Origin of the sequence: Azospirillum sp. OGB3, from assembly GCF_014192915.1 — a bacterium.
Taxonomy (GTDB): domain Bacteria; phylum Pseudomonadota; class Alphaproteobacteria; order Azospirillales; family Azospirillaceae; genus Azospirillum.
This window is the reverse complement of sequence record NZ_JACHYN010000002.1, coordinates 709770-726616: the sequence shown is the minus strand read 5'-3', so window position 1 is coordinate 726616 and position 16847 is coordinate 709770. Positions and strand designations below refer to the sequence as shown.

Below are 16847 nucleotides of genomic sequence, written 5' to 3'. Positions count from 1 at the left end.
GAGGGTGCCTTCTGGGAAGCGGCGGCAATCCCCTCCCCTGCGTCAGCGGGGGAGGGTTAGGGAGGGGGCAACCGCACCCGCCTCACTTCACCTTGTAGAGCTGGAAATACCGCCCCTCCTGCACCAGCGTCAGATGCTCCGGCACCGGATTTGCCCGGCCCGGCTCGCTGAACAGCACATAGACGTAACCGAAGCGGCGGGGCCAGTCGGCCCAGTAATGGTTGTCGCGCAAGCCCGGCTGGCGCACCGCGTCGGCAACATAGCCGATGCGCGGCATGTAGGTGAAATCACCGTCCAGGTCCGCATACTCCGGCTTCAGCAGCAGCACCTGCTTGCCCGGATGGGTGAAGGCGATCGGCACGAGGCTGGAGCGCTCCATCAGCGCCAGCACCGGCGCGTGGTGCAGGCCGAAGGACAGGGCGCGGTCGTCGGTGAACTGGGTGGCGCGGAAGATCGACTTGTGCAGCGTCTCGTCGGCGTAGGTGGCGAGCACCGTGCTGCCCGGCTCGATCCGCTGCAGGGACTGGCGCACCTCCTCCAGCAGCGGGTCCACCTTGGCCAGCCCCACCCCGGCGTCGGCGCTGCGCAGCAGCGACAGCGCGACCACCACCGACAGGAAGGCCGCCCGCATGGCAGAGGTCGCCAACTCCCACCGGACGAAACCCAGCGCGACGAAGGCGATGCCGATGGGCAGGCGGCTGTCGGCGAACCAGGAGCCGAACAGGACCAGCGGCATCGCCGCATAGACCACCAGCCCCAGCCCAATGGTGATGGCGCCGACCGGATGGACGCGCAGCGCCCCGCTCCACAAGCCCCAGGCGAGGCCCAGCCCGACGGCGATCCCCGTCACATAGCCGACCGTGTCGGCGTAGCCCCCGAACAGGAAGTCGAAACCCATCAGCTTCGCCGTGCCGACCCACAGCACCGCGTCGGCGAAGCCCGACGACGGGCTCATCAGCAGCAGCGGCGGCACGATCAGGAAGGGCAGTCCGAAGGCCAGCGCGTCCGGCAGCGCCCGCCGCGGGTGGCGCCAGCCGCCGCTCCGCCACAGCCGCCAGCCCTCGAAGGACAGCAGCGTCAGGCCGTAGAGCCCGAGCGCGAACAGGTGCGAGATGAACAGCAGCAGCACGATGGCGAGCGAGGCCAGCCCGCGCTGCCAGGGCGCCCGCTCCCGCATCACGATCCAGCCGGAGATTCCCCACAGCGCCAGCCCCAGCCCGAACAGGTAGTTGAACAGGCCCATGTAGGTGGACAGCGTGTAGAGGAACAGCCCGGCGGCCAGCGGCCCCAGCTCCACCCGGCCCCAGACGGCGCGGTAGAGCGCGATGGAGCCGGTCACCAGCACCAGATAGCTGGCGGTGACGAACAGCCGGCTCGCCGTGTGCACCCCGATCAGCTTGGCCAGCGGCGGCACGACGATGTCCATCACCAGATTGGGGATGATCGCCCAGCGCACCATGTAGAATTGCGCCAGCGCCGGGTCCTGGTCGAGATGGGCCAGGGCATACATGCGGGTGACGTGGTTGACATAGTCGCCCAGCGCCGGAATCTCGAACATCCAGACGGGGACCGAAGCCGCCACCAGGATCAGCAGGGCGGCGGGCCAGACATACACGGACTCGGCGCGCGACGCCGCCCGCCCGTCGAGGGTGAAATCCCTGAACATGCGGCCCCCCTCAGACGCTTTTCGGGAAGGACTGGGGCGGAGCGGCGGGCGCGGCGGCCGTGGGGGACGCTTGCAGGTCTTCCGGATAGCGGTTCTGCAGGCCGGCCCGGTAATGGGTCCAGAAGCCGCGCAGCCCCTTCATGTCGACGCGCCGGTGCAGCAGGTAGTAGAGCGTGTATTTGACCATCATGCGGGCGATGGACTTGCGCTCGTAGGTGGCGTGGATGTAGCCCATGTTGCGGAAGAAATAGGGGGCGCGGTTCTCCGGCATCTCCTCCACCGTGCCGAGGAAGCCGCCGGCCAGCGGGCGCTGGGTGCGGCGGTTGCGCGGGTGGACGTGCAGGGCGCGCACCGCCGTCGCGTCGCGCAGCCCGGCCCGGCGGGCGCGCAGCGTGAACTCCCACTCGTCGCCCCAGATGAACATCTCGCGCTTGATGTTGCCGATCCGCTCGAACACGCGGCGGCGCAGCAGGGTCCCGTTGAACAGCGCGATGGTGCCCGGCACGATGCCGTCCTGCGCCGCGGCGGCGAAGGCGTCGGCTTTGGTGAAGCCCTGCATGGTGAAGGCCAGATCGCCGCGGTCCTCCGCGGCGACCACGGTCGGCCCGACGAGGTCGAGGTCGTGCCGTTCGCCCTGGCGCAGCAGTTCGGCCAGCGCGCCGGGCGCCGGGATGCCGTCGTCGTCGGTGCTCCAGATCCAGCGGGCGCCCAGTTCCAACGCTGTGGCGAAGGCGGTGTGATAAGCGCCGGCGGAACCGATGTTGGCCTGCCGGACCACCAGAAGCTCCGGCATCACCGCCCGCTGCTCGGCCAGCCATTCCGCGGTGCCGTCGCTGGAGCCGTTGTCCACCACGACGATGCGGTCGGGTCGCGGCTCCTGCCCATGGATGGCCGCCAGACAGGTCTTCAGCAGGGCCAGACGGTTGTGGGTGACCACCACCGCGACGACCGGCGTCTCCCAGGGCGTTTCCCGAGGCCGTTCCTGGGCTCCGGTGTCCAGCGTCCGGGGCGTCTGGGCTTCTGACATACGGTTTCCGTCCTTCGTCTGAGCTTGGGCGTCTGAGCTTTGGGCGTCTGTGCCTCGGGCTTTCCGCCTCGGGGCATGCCTCGAAGAGGCCACCCCAAGTTTTTTGCTTTGCGAAGAGAGGGCAATGCCCCGGACGGAGAGGGGCGGCACCATTCGCATAGCCCATAAGGAGAAAAATCAGCTCAGACGCATCCAGCCGGTGCCCCACAACCACAAAACGGCGAATCCCATCGACAAAAGGGTCATCGGAATGCCGCATCGGGCGTGCTCCACAAAGCCGAGCCGGACGCCGGAGGCCGCCGCCCTCTCCACCACGATGATGTTGGCGAGGCTGCCGGGGATCAGCAGGTTGCCGGCCAGCGTGGACAGGATCGCCAGCCCGTAGAGCGCCCCTTCCGGCGGCGACGGCCAAGCGGCGAGCAGCAGGATCACCGCCGGCACGTTGCCGATGCTGTTGCTGGCCGCCAGGGCGAGCGGGGTCATCACGGCCAGCCGGTCGGGCAACCAGCCGGCGGCCTCCAGCCCGGACACGAACTCGGCGGGCAGGCCGGTCAGCTTCAGCGCGTGGTTGATGGCGAACAGCGCGGCGAAGAGGACCAGCAGATGCCAGTCCACCATGCCCAGCATCCCGCGCGAGGCCAGCCGCCGGCTGATCAGCATCGCCCCGGCGACCAGAAGCACGCCGATCTCGTGCGGCAGGTCGGTGGTGAACAGGCCGAGAAGCGCCAGGGTCGCCACGACCGCCTTGCCGAGTTGCGCCCGGTCCAACGTCACCGGCTCCGCCCCGCCCTCCCCGGTCGCCCCGCTGCCCGCCGCGCCGTCATCCGGCTCGCCGAAGCGGCCCCGCCAGGCAAGCCACACCACGGCATACACCACCAGAAGGCCGACCAGCGCCGGCACCCCGCACACCGCCAGGAAGCGCCAGAAATCCAGATGGCCCATCTGGCCGATCAGGATGTTCTGCGGGTTGCCGATCACCGTCGCCGCCGAGCCGGCGTTCGCCGCTCCGGCCAAGCCGATCAGGTAGGGGCGCGGGTCCAGCCGGCGGGCCAGCAGCCCGACGCAGAGCATCGGCGTCATGGCGAAGACCACCACGTCGTTGGCGAGGATCGCCGACAGGCCGCCGCCCACCACCACCGTCACCGCCAGCAGCCGCGCCGGCGAGCGCGCCGCCTGCGCCACCCGCAGGGCGCACCAGTCGTAGAAGCCGCTGGCCGCGTATTGGGCGGACAGCACCATCAGTCCGAACAGGATGAACAGGGTCGGGAAGTCGATCGCTTCCGTCACCTGCCCCGATTCCAGCGCCCCGATGGCGAGCAGCAGGATCGCCGCGACCAGCGCGATGCCGGTGCGGTCGATGCGCAGGCCGGGAAAGCGTCCCAGCGCCATGCCGACATAGGTGACGACGAACAGCGCGACGACCGTCAGCGTCATGGGCGGAACGGCCAGAAAGGAAGTGGGCATGGATGAGGGTTCGCTGCGGGGTGGAGAAAGCCCCTCTATAACGGCCCGGCACCGGGTCGGGCCATAGGCACCAAGCCGAGGTCAGGCCAGCGTGACCGTCATCCCTTCCCGCGCGGCGAAGCAGTCCGGAAACACCGCCTGGGCCGCCGCCTCGATGGCGGTCATGGTGGCGTCGTCATGGTCGGGGTCGTGGTGGAACAGCACCAGCCGCTTCACCCCGGCCGCCTGGGCCAGCCGGACGCCCTCGGTCCAGGTCGAATGGCCCCAGCCGACGCGGTTCTGCCACTCCTCGTCCGTGTAGGTGCTGTCGTAGAGCACGAGGTCGGCGCCATCGATCAATTCGAGGATGTTGCGGTCGGGATGTCCCGGCACGTGCTCGGTGTCGGTCACATAGGCGAAGGACTTGCCGAGATGCTCAATGCGGTAGCCGGTGGCGCCGTCCGGGTGGTTCAGCCGGGCCGTGCGGACCCGCACCCCCTCGCCCAGCGCGAACCGGTCGCCGGCCGTGATCTCGTCGAAGACGATGTTGCTTCCCATGGTGCGCATCGGCACCGGGAACAGGGGACGCTCCATCTGCCGCGCCATCGCCGCCTCGATACCGGGGGTGCCGCTCAGATGGCCCGAGACGATGCGCAGATGGAAGCCCTTGCTGTAGGCTGGGGCGAAGAAGGGGAAGCCGCAGATGTGGTCGAGGTGGGTGTGGCTCATCAGCAGGGTCGCGTCGGTGGCGCCCTCCTTCAGCAGGCGCTTTCCGAGCATGCGGATTCCGGTGCCGGCGTCGATGACGATGCGCTGGTCGCCCGCCTGAACCTCGACGCAACTCGTGTTGCCGCCAAAGCCCATATGGGACGGCAGAGGACATGAAACCGTGCCCCGCACCCCCCAGAAGGTCACCGAAAAGCCCATACCGACCTCAAGACGCGGAATCTCCGGGCCACACACCGCCTGACGCCGCCGTGCGGGGACCGTTAAAACGGCATTTTAGCATGGTTTTCGGTTTACGCGGTGACGACCGTCACAGCCCCACCGGTTCCAAAGAGTGAGGCCGCCCCCTTCCGGATTGGCCCGATTTCAACTGGTCCACAGGATGCTTTCGATGAAACGTTCGCAGGACCTGCGGTGAAAACATCCGGTGCAGCCCGCATCGGAACAGGGAAGCCCGGCCTTCAGAACGGTCAGCCCATCCACCAGCCGGTCCTTGGTGGCCTGATCGATGACGTCGGCCATACGCACGTCGCGGATCGCCTCCGCGACGAGGTCGTCTTCCTGTTCCGGTACGATCACGATCTGCCTGAGAGCCTGCATGCGAAGCACCTTTCCATGGTTCAACTGCACCACGGGGGTGTTTCGCCAGCATTTCAGGCGAAGCACTCAAAAGTATCGAATTGCTGCAATCCAACACGCCTATTCGCAACGATCGACGGACTCCTGGACGATCACTCCGAACCAGCCGAGCCCCTTGTAGGTTTCATAGCCCGGCGTCACGGCGAAACCGACCACACGCCCGTGGTCGTCGGAATAGCTGCCCTGCCCCTGACCGCCGGTGCGCAGGGGGAAGCTTTCCGTCAGGACACCCCTGCGGTCGGACGCGGCGATCACGCGGTGACGGCTGTCCACAAGAAGGCAACGGGTCCGGACGCGCTCCTCCTCCGTCAAGCGGACGGAGTCGACCACGCCCTGGGACTGCGGCTGCCAATCGAAGAAAACGCCCAGCACCCCGATGACGGCTCCCCCCTCGTCCCCGCCGGCCCGGATGGCCGTGGCGTAGGTGGCGACGGTGGCGCGGTCCAGAAGGTCGTTGGTGCCGATGTCGGCCACCGAGAATTCAGTGCCGCTGCGGGTCGCCATGGCCTCGCGGAACCAGGGCTCGGACGCGACCGACGCGCCCACCGCGCGGCGGTAGCGGTCGGGCCGTCCGTTCGCCAGAACCACGCCCTTGGCGTCGACGACCCAGAGGTCGAGATAGACGGTGTAGGCGCCAAGGATGACTCCCAGCCGCTGCGCGGCGTCGCGGCGGTTGGATTCGGAGGGGTCGGCGGCGCAATCCACCACGGCGCGGTCGGTGGCCCACCAGCGCACGTCGCAGGACCGCTCGTACAAATTGCGGTCGATGATGTCGATCATGTTGAGTGCCAGATCGGCGAGCCGGCCGCCACGCAACTGCGAGACCAAGCGGTTGCCCAGCGTGTTCAACTCGTCCGTCTGAACCGCCATCTGAACGCGCAACTCGTGACCGATGCCGGTGATTCGCTCCGAGATGGCCTTCACCTCCTGAGCCACCACGGCGAAACCGCGTCCGGCCTCCCCCGCGCGCGTCGCTTCGATCAGGGCGTTGAGCGCCAGGATCTTGGTCGTGTTCGTAACGGCTTGGATTTCATCCATCTTGCGCGTGGCGAGATCGGACACGGCGCGCGACAAGGCCACGATTCGCTCGGGCATGAACATCACCTCCCAGGATCATCAGCGATGACGCCCGTGGACGACCGAACGACCGATTTTTTCCGGCTCAGCCGATCATCCGCAACCCACCCCGTCGGCATTCAATGAATGCAATCACAAAACCGCAACGTTCAATGGCACTCAAACCATGGGGGATCGAACGCCGCCGGAGCCTGTCGCGGGTGGCGGTCCGGCGGCCGCTCAGACCTTGTAGGCCAGACGCAGGCCGCCCCAATGGCGCCCGCGCACGGTGATCGGCGCCGACACATCCTTCATCAGGGTGTATTGGCCGCCGCCCATGTCGCGCCGGTAGGTCTGGAGCAGGAACGGCTTCGTGCTGCGACCCGCCGCAAGGCCGACCCGGTCGTTGAAGATGCGCCGGTTGCGGCAATTGGCCGCGTTCCAGGTGGGGTCGGCTCCCTGAGGCTGACTGAACTTACGGTTGTGGGTCGGCAGATAGCCGTTCGAGTCGACCGCGACACAGAAGACGATGCGCTCGCTCTGCCCCAGCAGCGAATCGAGAACCTTCGGCAGCATGCGGTCGCAGAACTGGGTGAAGCGCGTCATGTGCTGCTGAGGGTTGGAGCCGGGGATGGGCTGGTAGTTGCTGTCGAACAGATCGCCCTCGCGCACCTCGCCGCGCACAAGCGCGTCCTCGAAATCGGCGGAGATGCGCGACGCGGCGTCGCGGACCATGCGGATGAAGGGCGTGTCCACCGTCTCCACGTCCAGTTCGGCGGTGATGCCGATCAGCCGCTCGCTCATCCCGACCAGCGTGTTCACGCGGTCGCGCGCCTGGGCCAGATTGTCGCTGGAAAGCTGCACGCCGACCGCGAGGTCGTCGATCTCGTGCTGAAGCTCTTCGCAGTTGGCACCGATCTCGGACGAGGCCGCGTCGATCTTGTCCGTCTCGCCGTTCAGCTCCGCCATGGCGCGGCCGACGGTTTCGATGACGGCGCCGATCGCGGTGGTGCCCTCGCTCACCGCGCGGGCCTTGCCGGCGCTGGACGCGCTTTCCGCCATCAAACGCTGGGCCTGGTCGTTGAGGTATTTCAGCGTGGCGTCGATCTCCGTGGTCGCCTCGCTGGTCTTCTTGGACAGGGCCTTGACCTCGTTCGCCACCACGGCGAAGCCGCGCCCGGCTTCGCCGGCGCGGGCGGCCTCGATGGTCGCGTTGAGCGCCAGCAGGTTGGTCTGCTTGGCGATGACGAAGATCTCCTTGGCCACACGGCCGACGCGGTCCAGCGCCTCCTGAAGGCCGGCGATCTGCCCTTCGATGCTCCCCACGGCGGCGACGAGGGCGTGGATGTCGTTCATGGAGCGCTGCACGCGGTCATGGGACGATTCGACCTCCTGCCGGGCCTCCTCGGTCACGGAACGCGCCACGGTCGCGGCGGCGGAGATGCGCTGCGTGCTCTCCGACATCTTGTTCCCAGTGCCGCGCAACTGCGCGAAAACGTTGGCCTGATGGCCGAGGCGGCCATTGACCTCCTCCACATGGCCCGCGATGTCCGCGATCTCGATGCCGAGATTGCCCGCTTCGGTGGCAATGTCCGCAATCAGATGAGAGCGGCCGCCGAACACACTGTCCATTTTTCCGCCATCCGTTCACAAGAATGCGCAGAGCGCTAAAATCCAATGCAATTATTACCGAACCCTTACAATTGCGCAACGGAGGAAGGGTCATTCCAAAAGGCAATATGCTCAATTATTGCGCGCCGGTAACCTGCCCGCAACCGTTGGCGGAAAAAGCGTCAGCCGGCACCGCCTTCGGCGCCCTGGCCATCCGCAATGCGGTGGTCCAACCGGTCGTCCTGAAGACCGGCGGGCTCCTGGTGGATCAGGACTTCGGCGCCGGGAAAGGCTTCCATCAGGCGGCTCTCCACCCGGTCGGTGATGTCGTGCGCCTTGGCGACCGACAGGGCGGGGTCGAGTTCCAGATGCAGTTCGATGAAGGCACCGATGCCGGAACTGCGGGTGCGCAGGTCATGCATTCCCGCGACGTCCGGCTGCGCCATCACCAGCGCCGCGATGCGCTCCCGTTCCTCCGCCGGCAGTTCCCGGTCCATCAGGACGTTGAGCGCCTCCCTGGCGACCTTGCGGGCGCCATAGAGCAGGAAGGCGGCGATGCCCAGCCCGAACAGCGGGTCGAAGGCGCTGATCCCGGTCCAGCCGGTCAGCAGGATCGCCAGGATGACCGCCGCGTTCATCAGCAGGTCGCCGGAATAATGCAGCCGGTCCGCCCCCACCGCGACCGAACCGGTGGCCGTCACCACATGGCGCTGGAAGGTGATGAGGCCGGCGGTCAGCAGGATCGACAGCAGCATCACGGCAATGCCCACCGCCCCCTCGCCCACCGGCTGCGGGGTGATGAGGCGGCGCACCGCCTCGATGGTCAGGAACAGGGCGGAGCCGCCGATGAACGCGGCCTGGGCCAGGGCGGCCAGCGCCTCCGCCTTGCCATGGCCGAAACGGTGCGCCTCGTCCGGCGGACGCAGCGCCGTCCGCACCCCGAGCAGCGTCACCACCGAGGCCATCATGTCCGTGCTCGAATCGATCAGCGACGACAGGATGCTGACCGAATCGGTGGCCAGATAGGCCGCCAGCTTCGCCAGGATCAGCGTCAGGGAGACCGACACGCTGGCGTAGGTGGCGTACCGGCGCAGCCGGTGCGAACGCGCTTCGCTCATGAGCGTCTTCTTATGTGGTGACGGTACCGGTCCTTTACGGGAAGAGACGCTCCGTCGTCCAGCGCGCCGGCTCCTGCGCCGCCGGATCACCCTCGCGCAGGTACACCAGCCGCTCGTGCAGGCGGAAGGGGCGATCCTGCCAGAACTCGATTCGCCGCGGCAGGATGCGGAAGCCGGTCCAGTGCGGCGGGCGGGGAACCGCGCCCAGGCCGAACTTGGCGGCGAACTGGGCGACCCGCTTCTCCAGCTCCCAACGGCCCTCCAGCGGGCGCGACTGCTGCGACGCCCAGGCGCCGATGCGGCTCTCCCGCGGGCGGCTTTCGAAATAAGCGTCGGCCTCGGAGTCGGACACCTGCTCCACCGAACCCTCGACGCGGATTTGGCGCTTCAGCGTCTTCCAGTGGAAGCACAAGGCAGCGTTGGCGTTGGCCAGAAGCTGCTCGCCCTTGCGGCTTTCGGTGTTCGTGTAGAAGACGAATCCGCGCGGATCGATGCCCTTCAGAAGCACCATGCGCACCGACGGCGCCCCCTGCGCGTCGGCGGTGGCCAGCGCCATGGCGTTGGCATCGTTGATCTCGCTGCGGGTGGCCTCGTCCATCCAGTCCTGAAACAGGGCGTACGGGTCCCGGTCGTTGGATTCGCTCATTGTCCCCTCGTCGCGCGGCCGTCGGCCCAAAGTTTCAACGTCAGGTTTCGGCGTCGTTTCCGGCGTCTTGCCAGTTCACAAATATGCCCAATTCACAGATAGGATAGCCTCGCATATATGAGTGTCCACCGGTGCGCCAGAAGCAAGGCATGCCGGCTCCCAACCTTTCGAGGCAGCATCGATGTTCGTGAAGAAGCTCGTCCCGGCGGCGATGGCGATCGCCCTGCTTGCGGGTTGCGTCAGCACCTCCAAGGAAGCCACCAAGAACGCGGAGACCGTCGGCGGCCGCATCTCGTCGACCTATGGCAACGCGTCGGGCAAGGTCGCGTCCTCTGGCACCGGCCCGCTGCTGGGCGCCTTCATCGGCGCCGCCGCGATCGAGCCATCGGACGCCGCCGCCGCCGAAACCGCGGCCAAGCGCGCCTACGCCGCCCCGGTCGGCGACAAGATCGGCTGGACCAACCCGGCAACGGGCCATTACGGCTCGCTGACCACGACGCGCGAGGGCTACAACAACGCCGGCCAGTATTGCCGGGAGTTCCACCAAACGGTAACCACAAAGAGCCAGACCGAATTGGCCTACGGAACCGCTTGCAAACAGGCCGACGGTACGTGGAAGATCGTCGCCAATTCGTAACGCCTCATCCCCGGGCTTCGGGGTGGAATAACTCTGTCCGTGGACCGCATGCGTGACCCTTATCAAATCCTCGGCCTCACCCGCTCCGCGAGCGCCGACGACATCAAGAAGGCGTACCGCAAGCTCGCCAAGGAGTTCCACCCCGACCTGAAGCCCGGCAACGCCGCGAACGAGGAGCGCTTCAAGGAAATCTCGGCGGCCTATACGCTGCTGTCGGATTCCGACAAGCGCGCCCGCTTCGACCGCGGCGAGATCGACGCCTCCGGCCAGGAGCGGCATCACGGCTTCGGTGGACGGTCCCGCGCCAACGCCGGGCGCAGCCGCGCCTACAGCGGGGCCGGCGGCGCCGGCGATGATTCCTTCTTCGGCGGCGAGGACTGGTTCTCCGACCTGTTCGGCGGCGGACGCAAGCGCGGTGGGCCCGGTGGCGGCGCCGCGGGCGGAACTGCCGGCGGCGGCTCGCGGTCGCGCGGCAGCGACATCAACTATTCGGTCTCCGTGCCCTTCGTCGAAGCGGCCCAGGGCACCAAGCGACGCATCAGCCTGTCCAACGGCAAGAGCATCGACGTCGCCGTTCCGCCGGGAACGGAGGATCAGGCGAAGCTGCGGCTGAAGGGCCAGGGGCTTCCCGGCGCCGGCGGCTTCGGGGCCGGCGACGCCATCGTCGAGGTCCATGTCGAGGCGCACCCCTTCTTCACCCGCCAGGGCTCCGACATCCATGTCGAGGTGCCGATCACCCTGAACGAGGCGGTCCTCGGCGCCACCATCCGCGTGCCCACCATCAGCGGTCCGGTCGCCCTGAAGGTCCCGCCGGGGGCCAACACCGGCTCCACCCTGCGGCTTCGCGGAAAGGGCGTGATGAACCAGGCGACCAAGCAGGCCGGCGACCAGTATGTGAAGCTGAAGGTCGTCCTTCCCGACCCGCCCGATGCGGAACTGGTGAAGTTCATGGAGGAATGGTCGCGGACGCGCAGCTACGACGTGCGCAAGAAGGCCGGGCTGGAGTGAATCCGGCCCGTTAACCCTCTCGTTACTTGTATGTCAAAGAAAAGTCCTGGACCGAATGCGGTTGATGCGGGGCGGTGGCGCCTTCATCAATGGCAGCGATGTGCCGGAAACGGTTTTCGCTGCTTTCGTAGGACGCCATGCCGCCGATCCCGAAAAAATACCTGACCGCCCTCGCCGTTGTTGCTGCGCTTCTGCTTGGCTGGTTCGCCTTCGCGGCCTGGACCGACTACACGCGCGACGGCGCCGAGGAGATCGCGACCTACAGCGACTTGGTGGCGGCGGCCGAACGGGGGGACATCGCCTCGGTCACCTTCCGCGGCGACGGGGCGCACGCTGTCACGCCGGACGGCCAGCGGCTGCGCGCCGTCGTTCCGGTCACCGACGACCTGCTGAAGGAGCTGCGCGGGCGCAAGATCGCCATCGCCTTCGAGGAGGCGGCCGGCGGGCTGGTCTCCGGCACCGTCTCCGTCCTGGAGAAGCTGGCGCCCTTCCTGGTGATCGGCCTGCTGGTGGGTGCGCTTCTGCTCAGCGGCGGGCAGTTCCTCGGCGGCAGCCGCGCCACCCGCGTCCGCCCGAGCGACACCGGCACCGTCTTCGCCGACGTCGCCGGGGTGGACGAGGCGAAGGATGAGCTTCGCGAGACCGTGGAGTTCCTACGCGACCCGCGCCGCTTCGCCATGGCCGGCGCCCGCGTGCCCAAAGGCATCCTGCTGGTCGGCCCGCCGGGCACCGGCAAGACGATGCTGGCAAAGGCCGCGGCGGGCGAGGCCGGGGTGCCTTTCTTCACCGTCTCCGGCTCCGACTTCGTGGAGATGTTCGTCGGGCTGGGTGCGGCGCGGGTGCGCAGCGTCTTCAAGACGGCGCGGGCCGCCGCCCCCTGCCTGCTGTTCATCGACGAGGTCGACGCCCTGGCCGGCAAGCGCGGCGAATCCAACTCCCATTCGGAGCGGGAGCAGACCCTGAACCAGCTCCTGGTCGAGATGGATGGCATCGTGAACGGCGGCGAGGTGGTGGTGATCGCCGCGACCAACCGTGCCGAGATGCTGGACCCCGCCGTGACGCGGCCGGGCCGCTTCGATCGCCACATCCACGTCGCGCTGCCCGACGTGGCCGGGCGCGAGGCCATCCTGGGCGTTCACACCGGACGGCTGCACCTCGCCCCTGACGTCTGCGTCCGCACGGTGGCGCGGGGCACACCCGGCTTCTCCGGCGCCGAGCTGGCCAACCTGACCAACGAGGCCGCCCTGTCCGCCGCGCGCAACGGGCGCGTCATCGTCGGCATGGCCGATTTCGAGGCGGCGAAGGACCGCGTCCTGATGGGCAACGAGCGGCGCAGCCTCGCCCTCTCCGCCCACGAGCGGCGCCTGACCGCCTATCACGAGGCCGGTCACGCGCTGGTCTCCATCCGCTGCCCCGAGGCCGACCCCATCCATAAGGCCACGATCATCCCGCGCGGCCGCGCGCTGGGCATGGTGGTGCGGCTGCCGGAGGGTGACCGCGTGTCGGTGTCGCGCGCCAAGCTGCTGGCCGACATCGCCGTCGCCATGGCCGGTCGAGCGGCCGAGGATCTGGTCTTCGGCCCGGACGCCGTCACCACCGGGGCGGAGGCCGATTTCCGCGCCGCCACGGATCTCGCCCGCCGCATGGTCACCGCCTGGGGGATGAGCGACGCCATCGGCTATGTCGCCCACGCCGGCAACGACCCCGCCGTCGTGCGCTCGGAGCGCACCGCCTGGCGCATCGACGAGGAGGTCCGCCGCATCACCGACGAGGGGATGGAGCGCGCCCGCCGCATCCTCGCCGCCGACCGCGCGGCGCTGGAGCGGATCACCGCCGCCCTCCTGGAGCGCGAGACGCTGAGCGGCGATGAGATCGGCGCGCTGGCCGAGGAAGAACGGGAAACGGAAGCGGCCTGATGGTAAAAATCTTCTTTCACATTCATCGACAAAGATTGCTGCATACGCGCATACATTGGTAAAATGCCGTAGAATTTCCGCACAATCGTGCGATCAGCATCGGGGCTGAGGATGGCAAATGCGGTTGCCCGCCGGACGATACTGGCCTTGGCGCTCGCCGGAATGACGGCGGGCGGCCTTCCGTCGTCCGGCCTTGCGGCAACCGCCGACTCCGCGACCGCTCCGGTGACCGTCAAGGTCGGTGGCTACGAGTTTCCTCCCTACGTCACCGAATCCGGCGGCGGCGTCACGCAGGCCCTGCTCGACCTGCTGAACGCGGAGCAGAGCGACTTCCGGTTCGAGCTGGTCCGCACCTCCCCCCAGCGGCGCTACGAGGATATGGAGCGGGGCCGCTTCGACATGATCGCCTTCGAAAGCCTCGCCTGGGGCTGGAAGGGGCGTCCCGTGGAGGCCTCGCGGGTGTTCCTGCGCGACGCGGAGGTGTTCGTCGCCAAGGCCGGTCCAGGCATGGACCAGAGCTATTTCGACCGGCTGGACGACAAGACGATCCTCGGGCGGCTCGGCTACCATTACGCCTTCGCCGGCATGACCGCCGACCCGGAGGTTCTGGAAAAGCGCTTCAACACCCGGCTCACCGTCACGCATGAGGGCAACGTGCGCAGCGTCGCCGCCGGACGCGCCGCGCTGGCCATCGTCACACGCTCCTTCCTGGCGCAATTCCTCAAGGCCAACCCCGACATGGCGTCCCTGCTCCTGGTGTCCGACCGCACCGACCAGATCTACGAGCACACCATCCTGGTCCGCCGCGACGGTCCGGTCGGCGTGGCCTGGGTGAACGCAACGCTCGACCGGCTGGAGCGCAGCGGCGCGCTGCCGGCGCTGTGGACCCGGCTGGGAATCGCCCCGTGACCGAACTGCGTTCCCTCGCCGATGGACGGCGCGACCGTTCGCTGCTGACCCGCATCGGCAGCGTCATCCTGGTCACCGCCGCCGCCGTCGGGATGGTCGCCGTGGCCGTGTCGGCCAACATCGTGGAACACCAGCAGGTCTCGGCTCTGACCAAGCGGGCGCAGCTGGTCGCCGCCATGCAGACGGACGCGCTGGCCAACCCGATCTGGGAGATCGACGACCGCGCCGTCCGCAACATCATCGATTCGCTGCGCGAGCGCGACCCTGCCATCCTCGCCGTCTCCGTCTTCGAGCCGGGGCGCAGCGAACCGATGGCGGTGTCCGGAGACCCCAGGACCTCCGCCGATTCCACCACCGTCGAGAAGGTCATCGATCTGCGGGGGCGCGACGGGGTGACCCGGCAGGTGGGAACGCTGCGCCTGCTCTATTCGACGGAGGAGGTCCACCGCAACACGCTGGAAGCGCTGCTGCCGGTGGTCGGGCTGCTTCTGCTGTCCCTGATCACCGCCATCGCCATCATCAGCGTCATGCTGAACCGCGTCGTGCTCCGCCCGCTGCGGCGGCTGACCCAGGCGACCCAGGCGGTGTCTCGGGGCGACTACGGCGCCCGCCTCGCCACCGAGCGGGAGGACGAGATCGGCGTCCTGACCAAGACCTTCAACCGCATGGCCGAGACCGTCCAGGACTACACCCAGACGCTGGAGTTCCGCGTCCAGGAACGGACGGAGGCTCTGGCCGACATCAACCGCCGCATCATGGACAGCATCAACTACGCCCAGCTGATCCAGTCCTCGATCCTGCCAAAGCCGGAGGTGCTGGAGGGCGGGCTGGCCCAGCATTTCGTCCTGTGGCGCCCGCGCGACGTGGTCAGCGGTGATTTTTACTATTACCGCGACGTCGAAGACGGCTTCCTGATCGGAGTCGCCGACTGCACGGGCCACGGCGTGCCAGGTGCCTTCATGACGATGACGGCCAGTGCGGTGCTGAACAACGTGGTGGACGGCATGGGCGCCGCCGATCCCGCGGCGCTGCTCGCCACGGTTGACGACAAGGTGCGGGCGGCCCTGCACCAGGACGGCGACGCCGCGAACTGGGAGGGCGGTTTCGACAACGGGCTGGATCTGGCGCTGTGCTACGTCCAGCCGGCGCGGCGGCGGCTCGTCTACGCCGGCGCCCGCCTGCCGCTGGCCATCGCCGGTCCGGACGGATTGACCGAGATCCGCGCCGACCGCCGCAGCCTCGGTTACCGCGCGTCCGGACCCACCCCGGCCTTCACGAACCACAGCCTGGAGCTGCAACCCGACCAGACCTTCTACATCTGCACTGACGGGCTGACCGACCAGTGCGGCGGGGAACGGGGGCGGAGCTTCGGCAAGCGCCGGCTGCACGGCGTGGTCGAGGAATGCCGAGCGCTGCCGCTCGACCGGCAGAAGGAGCGCATCGAGGCCAGCCTGTCCGGCTTCCAGGGCGACCGCCCGCAGCGCGACGACATCACCATGATCGGCTTCCGGGTCCGGCTGGCCGGCGACCCGGCGGCCCCGACGTGGAACACACTGTGGGAAATCGCGTAACTACCCTTCGAAAGATTGCGTAATAGTGCAGCAGGGGGCCGTTGCGGGCCGAAGTCACTCGACCTACGATTCGACTTCATATAATTTCCGCGCCGGCCCTATGAACAATAAGCACCGGTAACGGGGGAGCAGAGGGGATGGCGGCCGTTACGATCGTTGTCGTCGAGGACGAGGCGTCTCTGCGACGTGACATGATCGAGTACCTGCGCAGTTGCGGCTTCGACGCGATCGGAGCGAAGAATGGACGCGAACTGGACGAGCAGATCGCGTCACGCCCAGTATCCTTGGTTGTTCTGGACGTCAATCTTCCGGGCGAGGACGGATTTAAGATCGCCACGCGGCTGCGCGAGAATCCCGCTGTTGGAATCATCATGGTGACCGCCCGCGGCTCCACCGTCGACCGGGTGGTCGGGTTGGAGCTGGGCGCCGACGCCTATCTGGTCAAGCCCGTCGAGATGCGTGAACTGGAGGCCCAGGCCAAGGCCCTTCTCCGCCGTCTGGAGACCAGCAACGGCGCCACCACCCCGCCGGCCCCGCAATCCTCCGGCCAGCCCGCGACGGACGAAGCCAACTGGATACTGGACGCAACGGCCTGGGCGCTGACCAGCCCGGCGGGCGTGCGGGTCAGCCTGACGAGCATGGAGATGAAGCTGGTCTCCCTGCTGGCCGGTCAGGCCCGCCAGCCGGCGACTCGCGACCAGATTTCCGTGGCGCTCTACAACCGCCGTTGGAATCCCGATGACCGTTCCATCGATACGGTGGTCGGGCGCCTGCGCCACAAGGTGGAAAACGCCATCGGCGAGACCGCGCCGGTCAAATCGGTCCACGGCGTGGGTTATGTGTTCTCCGCACCGGTCCGCGTGATCTGAATCAG

General features: G+C 67.9%; 15 protein-coding genes. 6 read left to right on the top strand and 9 right to left on the bottom strand.

Annotation, left to right across the window (positions count from 1 at the left end; genetic code table 11):
- Positions 1-82: 82 nt before the first annotated feature.
- The 9 genes from FHW79_RS07325 to pdxH form a co-directional block, all read right to left on the bottom strand.
- Positions 83-1666: a hypothetical protein gene (locus tag FHW79_RS07325; protein WP_183178272.1), complete on the bottom strand. Its 1584-nt coding sequence runs from the start codon at positions 1664-1666 to the stop codon at positions 83-85.
- Between the two features lie 10 nt (positions 1667-1676).
- Positions 1677-2693 carry a glycosyltransferase gene (locus tag FHW79_RS07320; protein WP_183178271.1) on the bottom strand — a complete coding sequence of 339 codons (1017 nt, stop codon included), beginning with the start codon at positions 2691-2693 and terminating at the stop codon, positions 1677-1679.
- Between the two features lie 177 nt (positions 2694-2870).
- Positions 2871-4157: an SLC13 family permease gene (locus tag FHW79_RS07315; RefSeq protein WP_247884196.1), complete on the bottom strand. Its 1287-nt coding sequence runs from the start codon at positions 4155-4157 to the stop codon at positions 2871-2873.
- 81 nt (positions 4158-4238) lie between these two features.
- The gene (locus tag FHW79_RS07310) at positions 4239-5063 is read right to left on the bottom strand and encodes an MBL fold metallo-hydrolase (protein WP_183178270.1); all 825 of its coding nucleotides are present in this window, start codon (positions 5061-5063) and stop codon (positions 4239-4241) included.
- A 165-nt stretch (positions 5064-5228) separates the two neighbouring features.
- On the bottom strand, positions 5229-5462 hold the full coding sequence (locus FHW79_RS07305) for a hypothetical protein (RefSeq protein WP_183178269.1): 234 nt from the start codon (positions 5460-5462) through the stop codon (positions 5229-5231).
- A gap of 99 nt (positions 5463-5561) precedes the next feature.
- A complete protein-coding gene (locus FHW79_RS07300) occupies positions 5562-6596 on the bottom strand; it encodes a methyl-accepting chemotaxis protein (protein WP_183178268.1) in 1035 nt (344 codons plus the stop codon).
- Positions 6597-6797: 201 nt separating this feature from the next.
- Entirely contained in the window at positions 6798-8189 is a 1392-nt protein-coding gene (locus tag FHW79_RS07295) for a methyl-accepting chemotaxis protein (protein ID WP_183178267.1), read from the bottom strand.
- A 161-nt stretch (positions 8190-8350) separates the two neighbouring features.
- Positions 8351-9286: a cation diffusion facilitator family transporter gene (locus FHW79_RS07290; RefSeq protein ID WP_183178266.1), complete on the bottom strand. Its 936-nt coding sequence runs from the start codon at positions 9284-9286 to the stop codon at positions 8351-8353.
- A gap of 34 nt (positions 9287-9320) precedes the next feature.
- A complete protein-coding gene (gene pdxH / locus FHW79_RS07285) occupies positions 9321-9932 on the bottom strand; it encodes a pyridoxamine 5'-phosphate oxidase (RefSeq protein ID WP_183178265.1) in 612 nt (203 codons plus the stop codon).
- 181 nt (positions 9933-10113) lie between these two features.
- On the opposite strand from pdxH, the gene FHW79_RS07280 reads away from it, so the two are divergent.
- From FHW79_RS07280 to FHW79_RS07255, 6 genes are all read left to right on the top strand, one after another.
- Positions 10114-10569, top strand: coding sequence for an RT0821/Lpp0805 family surface protein (locus tag FHW79_RS07280; RefSeq protein WP_183178264.1), 456 nt, complete (start codon positions 10114-10116; stop codon positions 10567-10569).
- 48 nt (positions 10570-10617) lie between these two features.
- Positions 10618-11577, top strand: coding sequence for a J domain-containing protein (locus FHW79_RS07275; protein ID WP_183178263.1), 960 nt, complete (start codon positions 10618-10620; stop codon positions 11575-11577).
- 137 nt (positions 11578-11714) lie between these two features.
- On the top strand, positions 11715-13493 hold the full coding sequence (gene ftsH / locus FHW79_RS07270; RefSeq protein ID WP_183178262.1) for an ATP-dependent zinc metalloprotease FtsH: 1779 nt from the start codon (positions 11715-11717) through the stop codon (positions 13491-13493).
- Positions 13494-13640: 147 nt separating this feature from the next.
- Entirely contained in the window at positions 13641-14402 is a 762-nt protein-coding gene (locus tag FHW79_RS07265) for a transporter substrate-binding domain-containing protein (protein ID WP_247884195.1), read from the top strand.
- On the top strand, positions 14399-15973 hold the full coding sequence (locus tag FHW79_RS07260) for a SpoIIE family protein phosphatase (RefSeq protein ID WP_183178260.1): 1575 nt from the start codon (positions 14399-14401) through the stop codon (positions 15971-15973). The genes FHW79_RS07265 and FHW79_RS07260 overlap by 4 nt, the downstream gene beginning before the upstream one ends.
- A gap of 137 nt (positions 15974-16110) precedes the next feature.
- The gene (locus FHW79_RS07255) at positions 16111-16842 is read left to right on the top strand and encodes a response regulator transcription factor (RefSeq protein WP_183178259.1); all 732 of its coding nucleotides are present in this window, start codon (positions 16111-16113) and stop codon (positions 16840-16842) included.
- Positions 16843-16847: the final 5 nt, after the last annotated feature.

Excerpts from the sequence above, each read along its gene's own strand:
- FHW79_RS07280 (WP_183178264.1), top strand. The coding sequence starts at position 10,114 with ATGTTCGTGAAGAAGCTCGTCCCGGCGGCGATGGCGATCGCCCTGCTT.
- FHW79_RS07300 (WP_183178268.1), bottom strand. The coding sequence starts at position 6,596 with ATGCCCGAGCGAATCGTGGCCTTGTCGCGCGCCGTGTCCGATCTCGCC.
- ftsH (WP_183178262.1), top strand. The coding sequence starts at position 11,715 with ATGCCGCCGATCCCGAAAAAATACCTGACCGCCCTCGCCGTTGTTGCT.
- FHW79_RS07290 (WP_183178266.1), bottom strand. The coding sequence starts at position 9,286 with ATGAGCGAAGCGCGTTCGCACCGGCTGCGCCGGTACGCCACCTACGCC.
- FHW79_RS07310 (WP_183178270.1), bottom strand. The coding sequence starts at position 5,063 with ATGGGCTTTTCGGTGACCTTCTGGGGGGTGCGGGGCACGGTTTCATGT.
- FHW79_RS07315 (WP_247884196.1), bottom strand. The coding sequence starts at position 4,157 with ATGCCCACTTCCTTTCTGGCCGTTCCGCCCATGACGCTGACGGTCGTC.
- FHW79_RS07275 (WP_183178263.1), top strand. The coding sequence starts at position 10,618 with ATGCGTGACCCTTATCAAATCCTCGGCCTCACCCGCTCCGCGAGCGCC.
- FHW79_RS07255 (WP_183178259.1), top strand. The coding sequence starts at position 16,111 with ATGGCGGCCGTTACGATCGTTGTCGTCGAGGACGAGGCGTCTCTGCGA.
- FHW79_RS07305 (WP_183178269.1), bottom strand. The coding sequence starts at position 5,462 with ATGCAGGCTCTCAGGCAGATCGTGATCGTACCGGAACAGGAAGACGAC.
- pdxH (WP_183178265.1), bottom strand. The coding sequence starts at position 9,932 with ATGAGCGAATCCAACGACCGGGACCCGTACGCCCTGTTTCAGGACTGG.
- FHW79_RS07325 (WP_183178272.1), bottom strand. The coding sequence starts at position 1,666 with ATGTTCAGGGATTTCACCCTCGACGGGCGGGCGGCGTCGCGCGCCGAG.
- FHW79_RS07320 (WP_183178271.1), bottom strand. The coding sequence starts at position 2,693 with ATGTCAGAAGCCCAGACGCCCCGGACGCTGGACACCGGAGCCCAGGAA.
- FHW79_RS07295 (WP_183178267.1), bottom strand. The coding sequence starts at position 8,189 with ATGGACAGTGTGTTCGGCGGCCGCTCTCATCTGATTGCGGACATTGCC.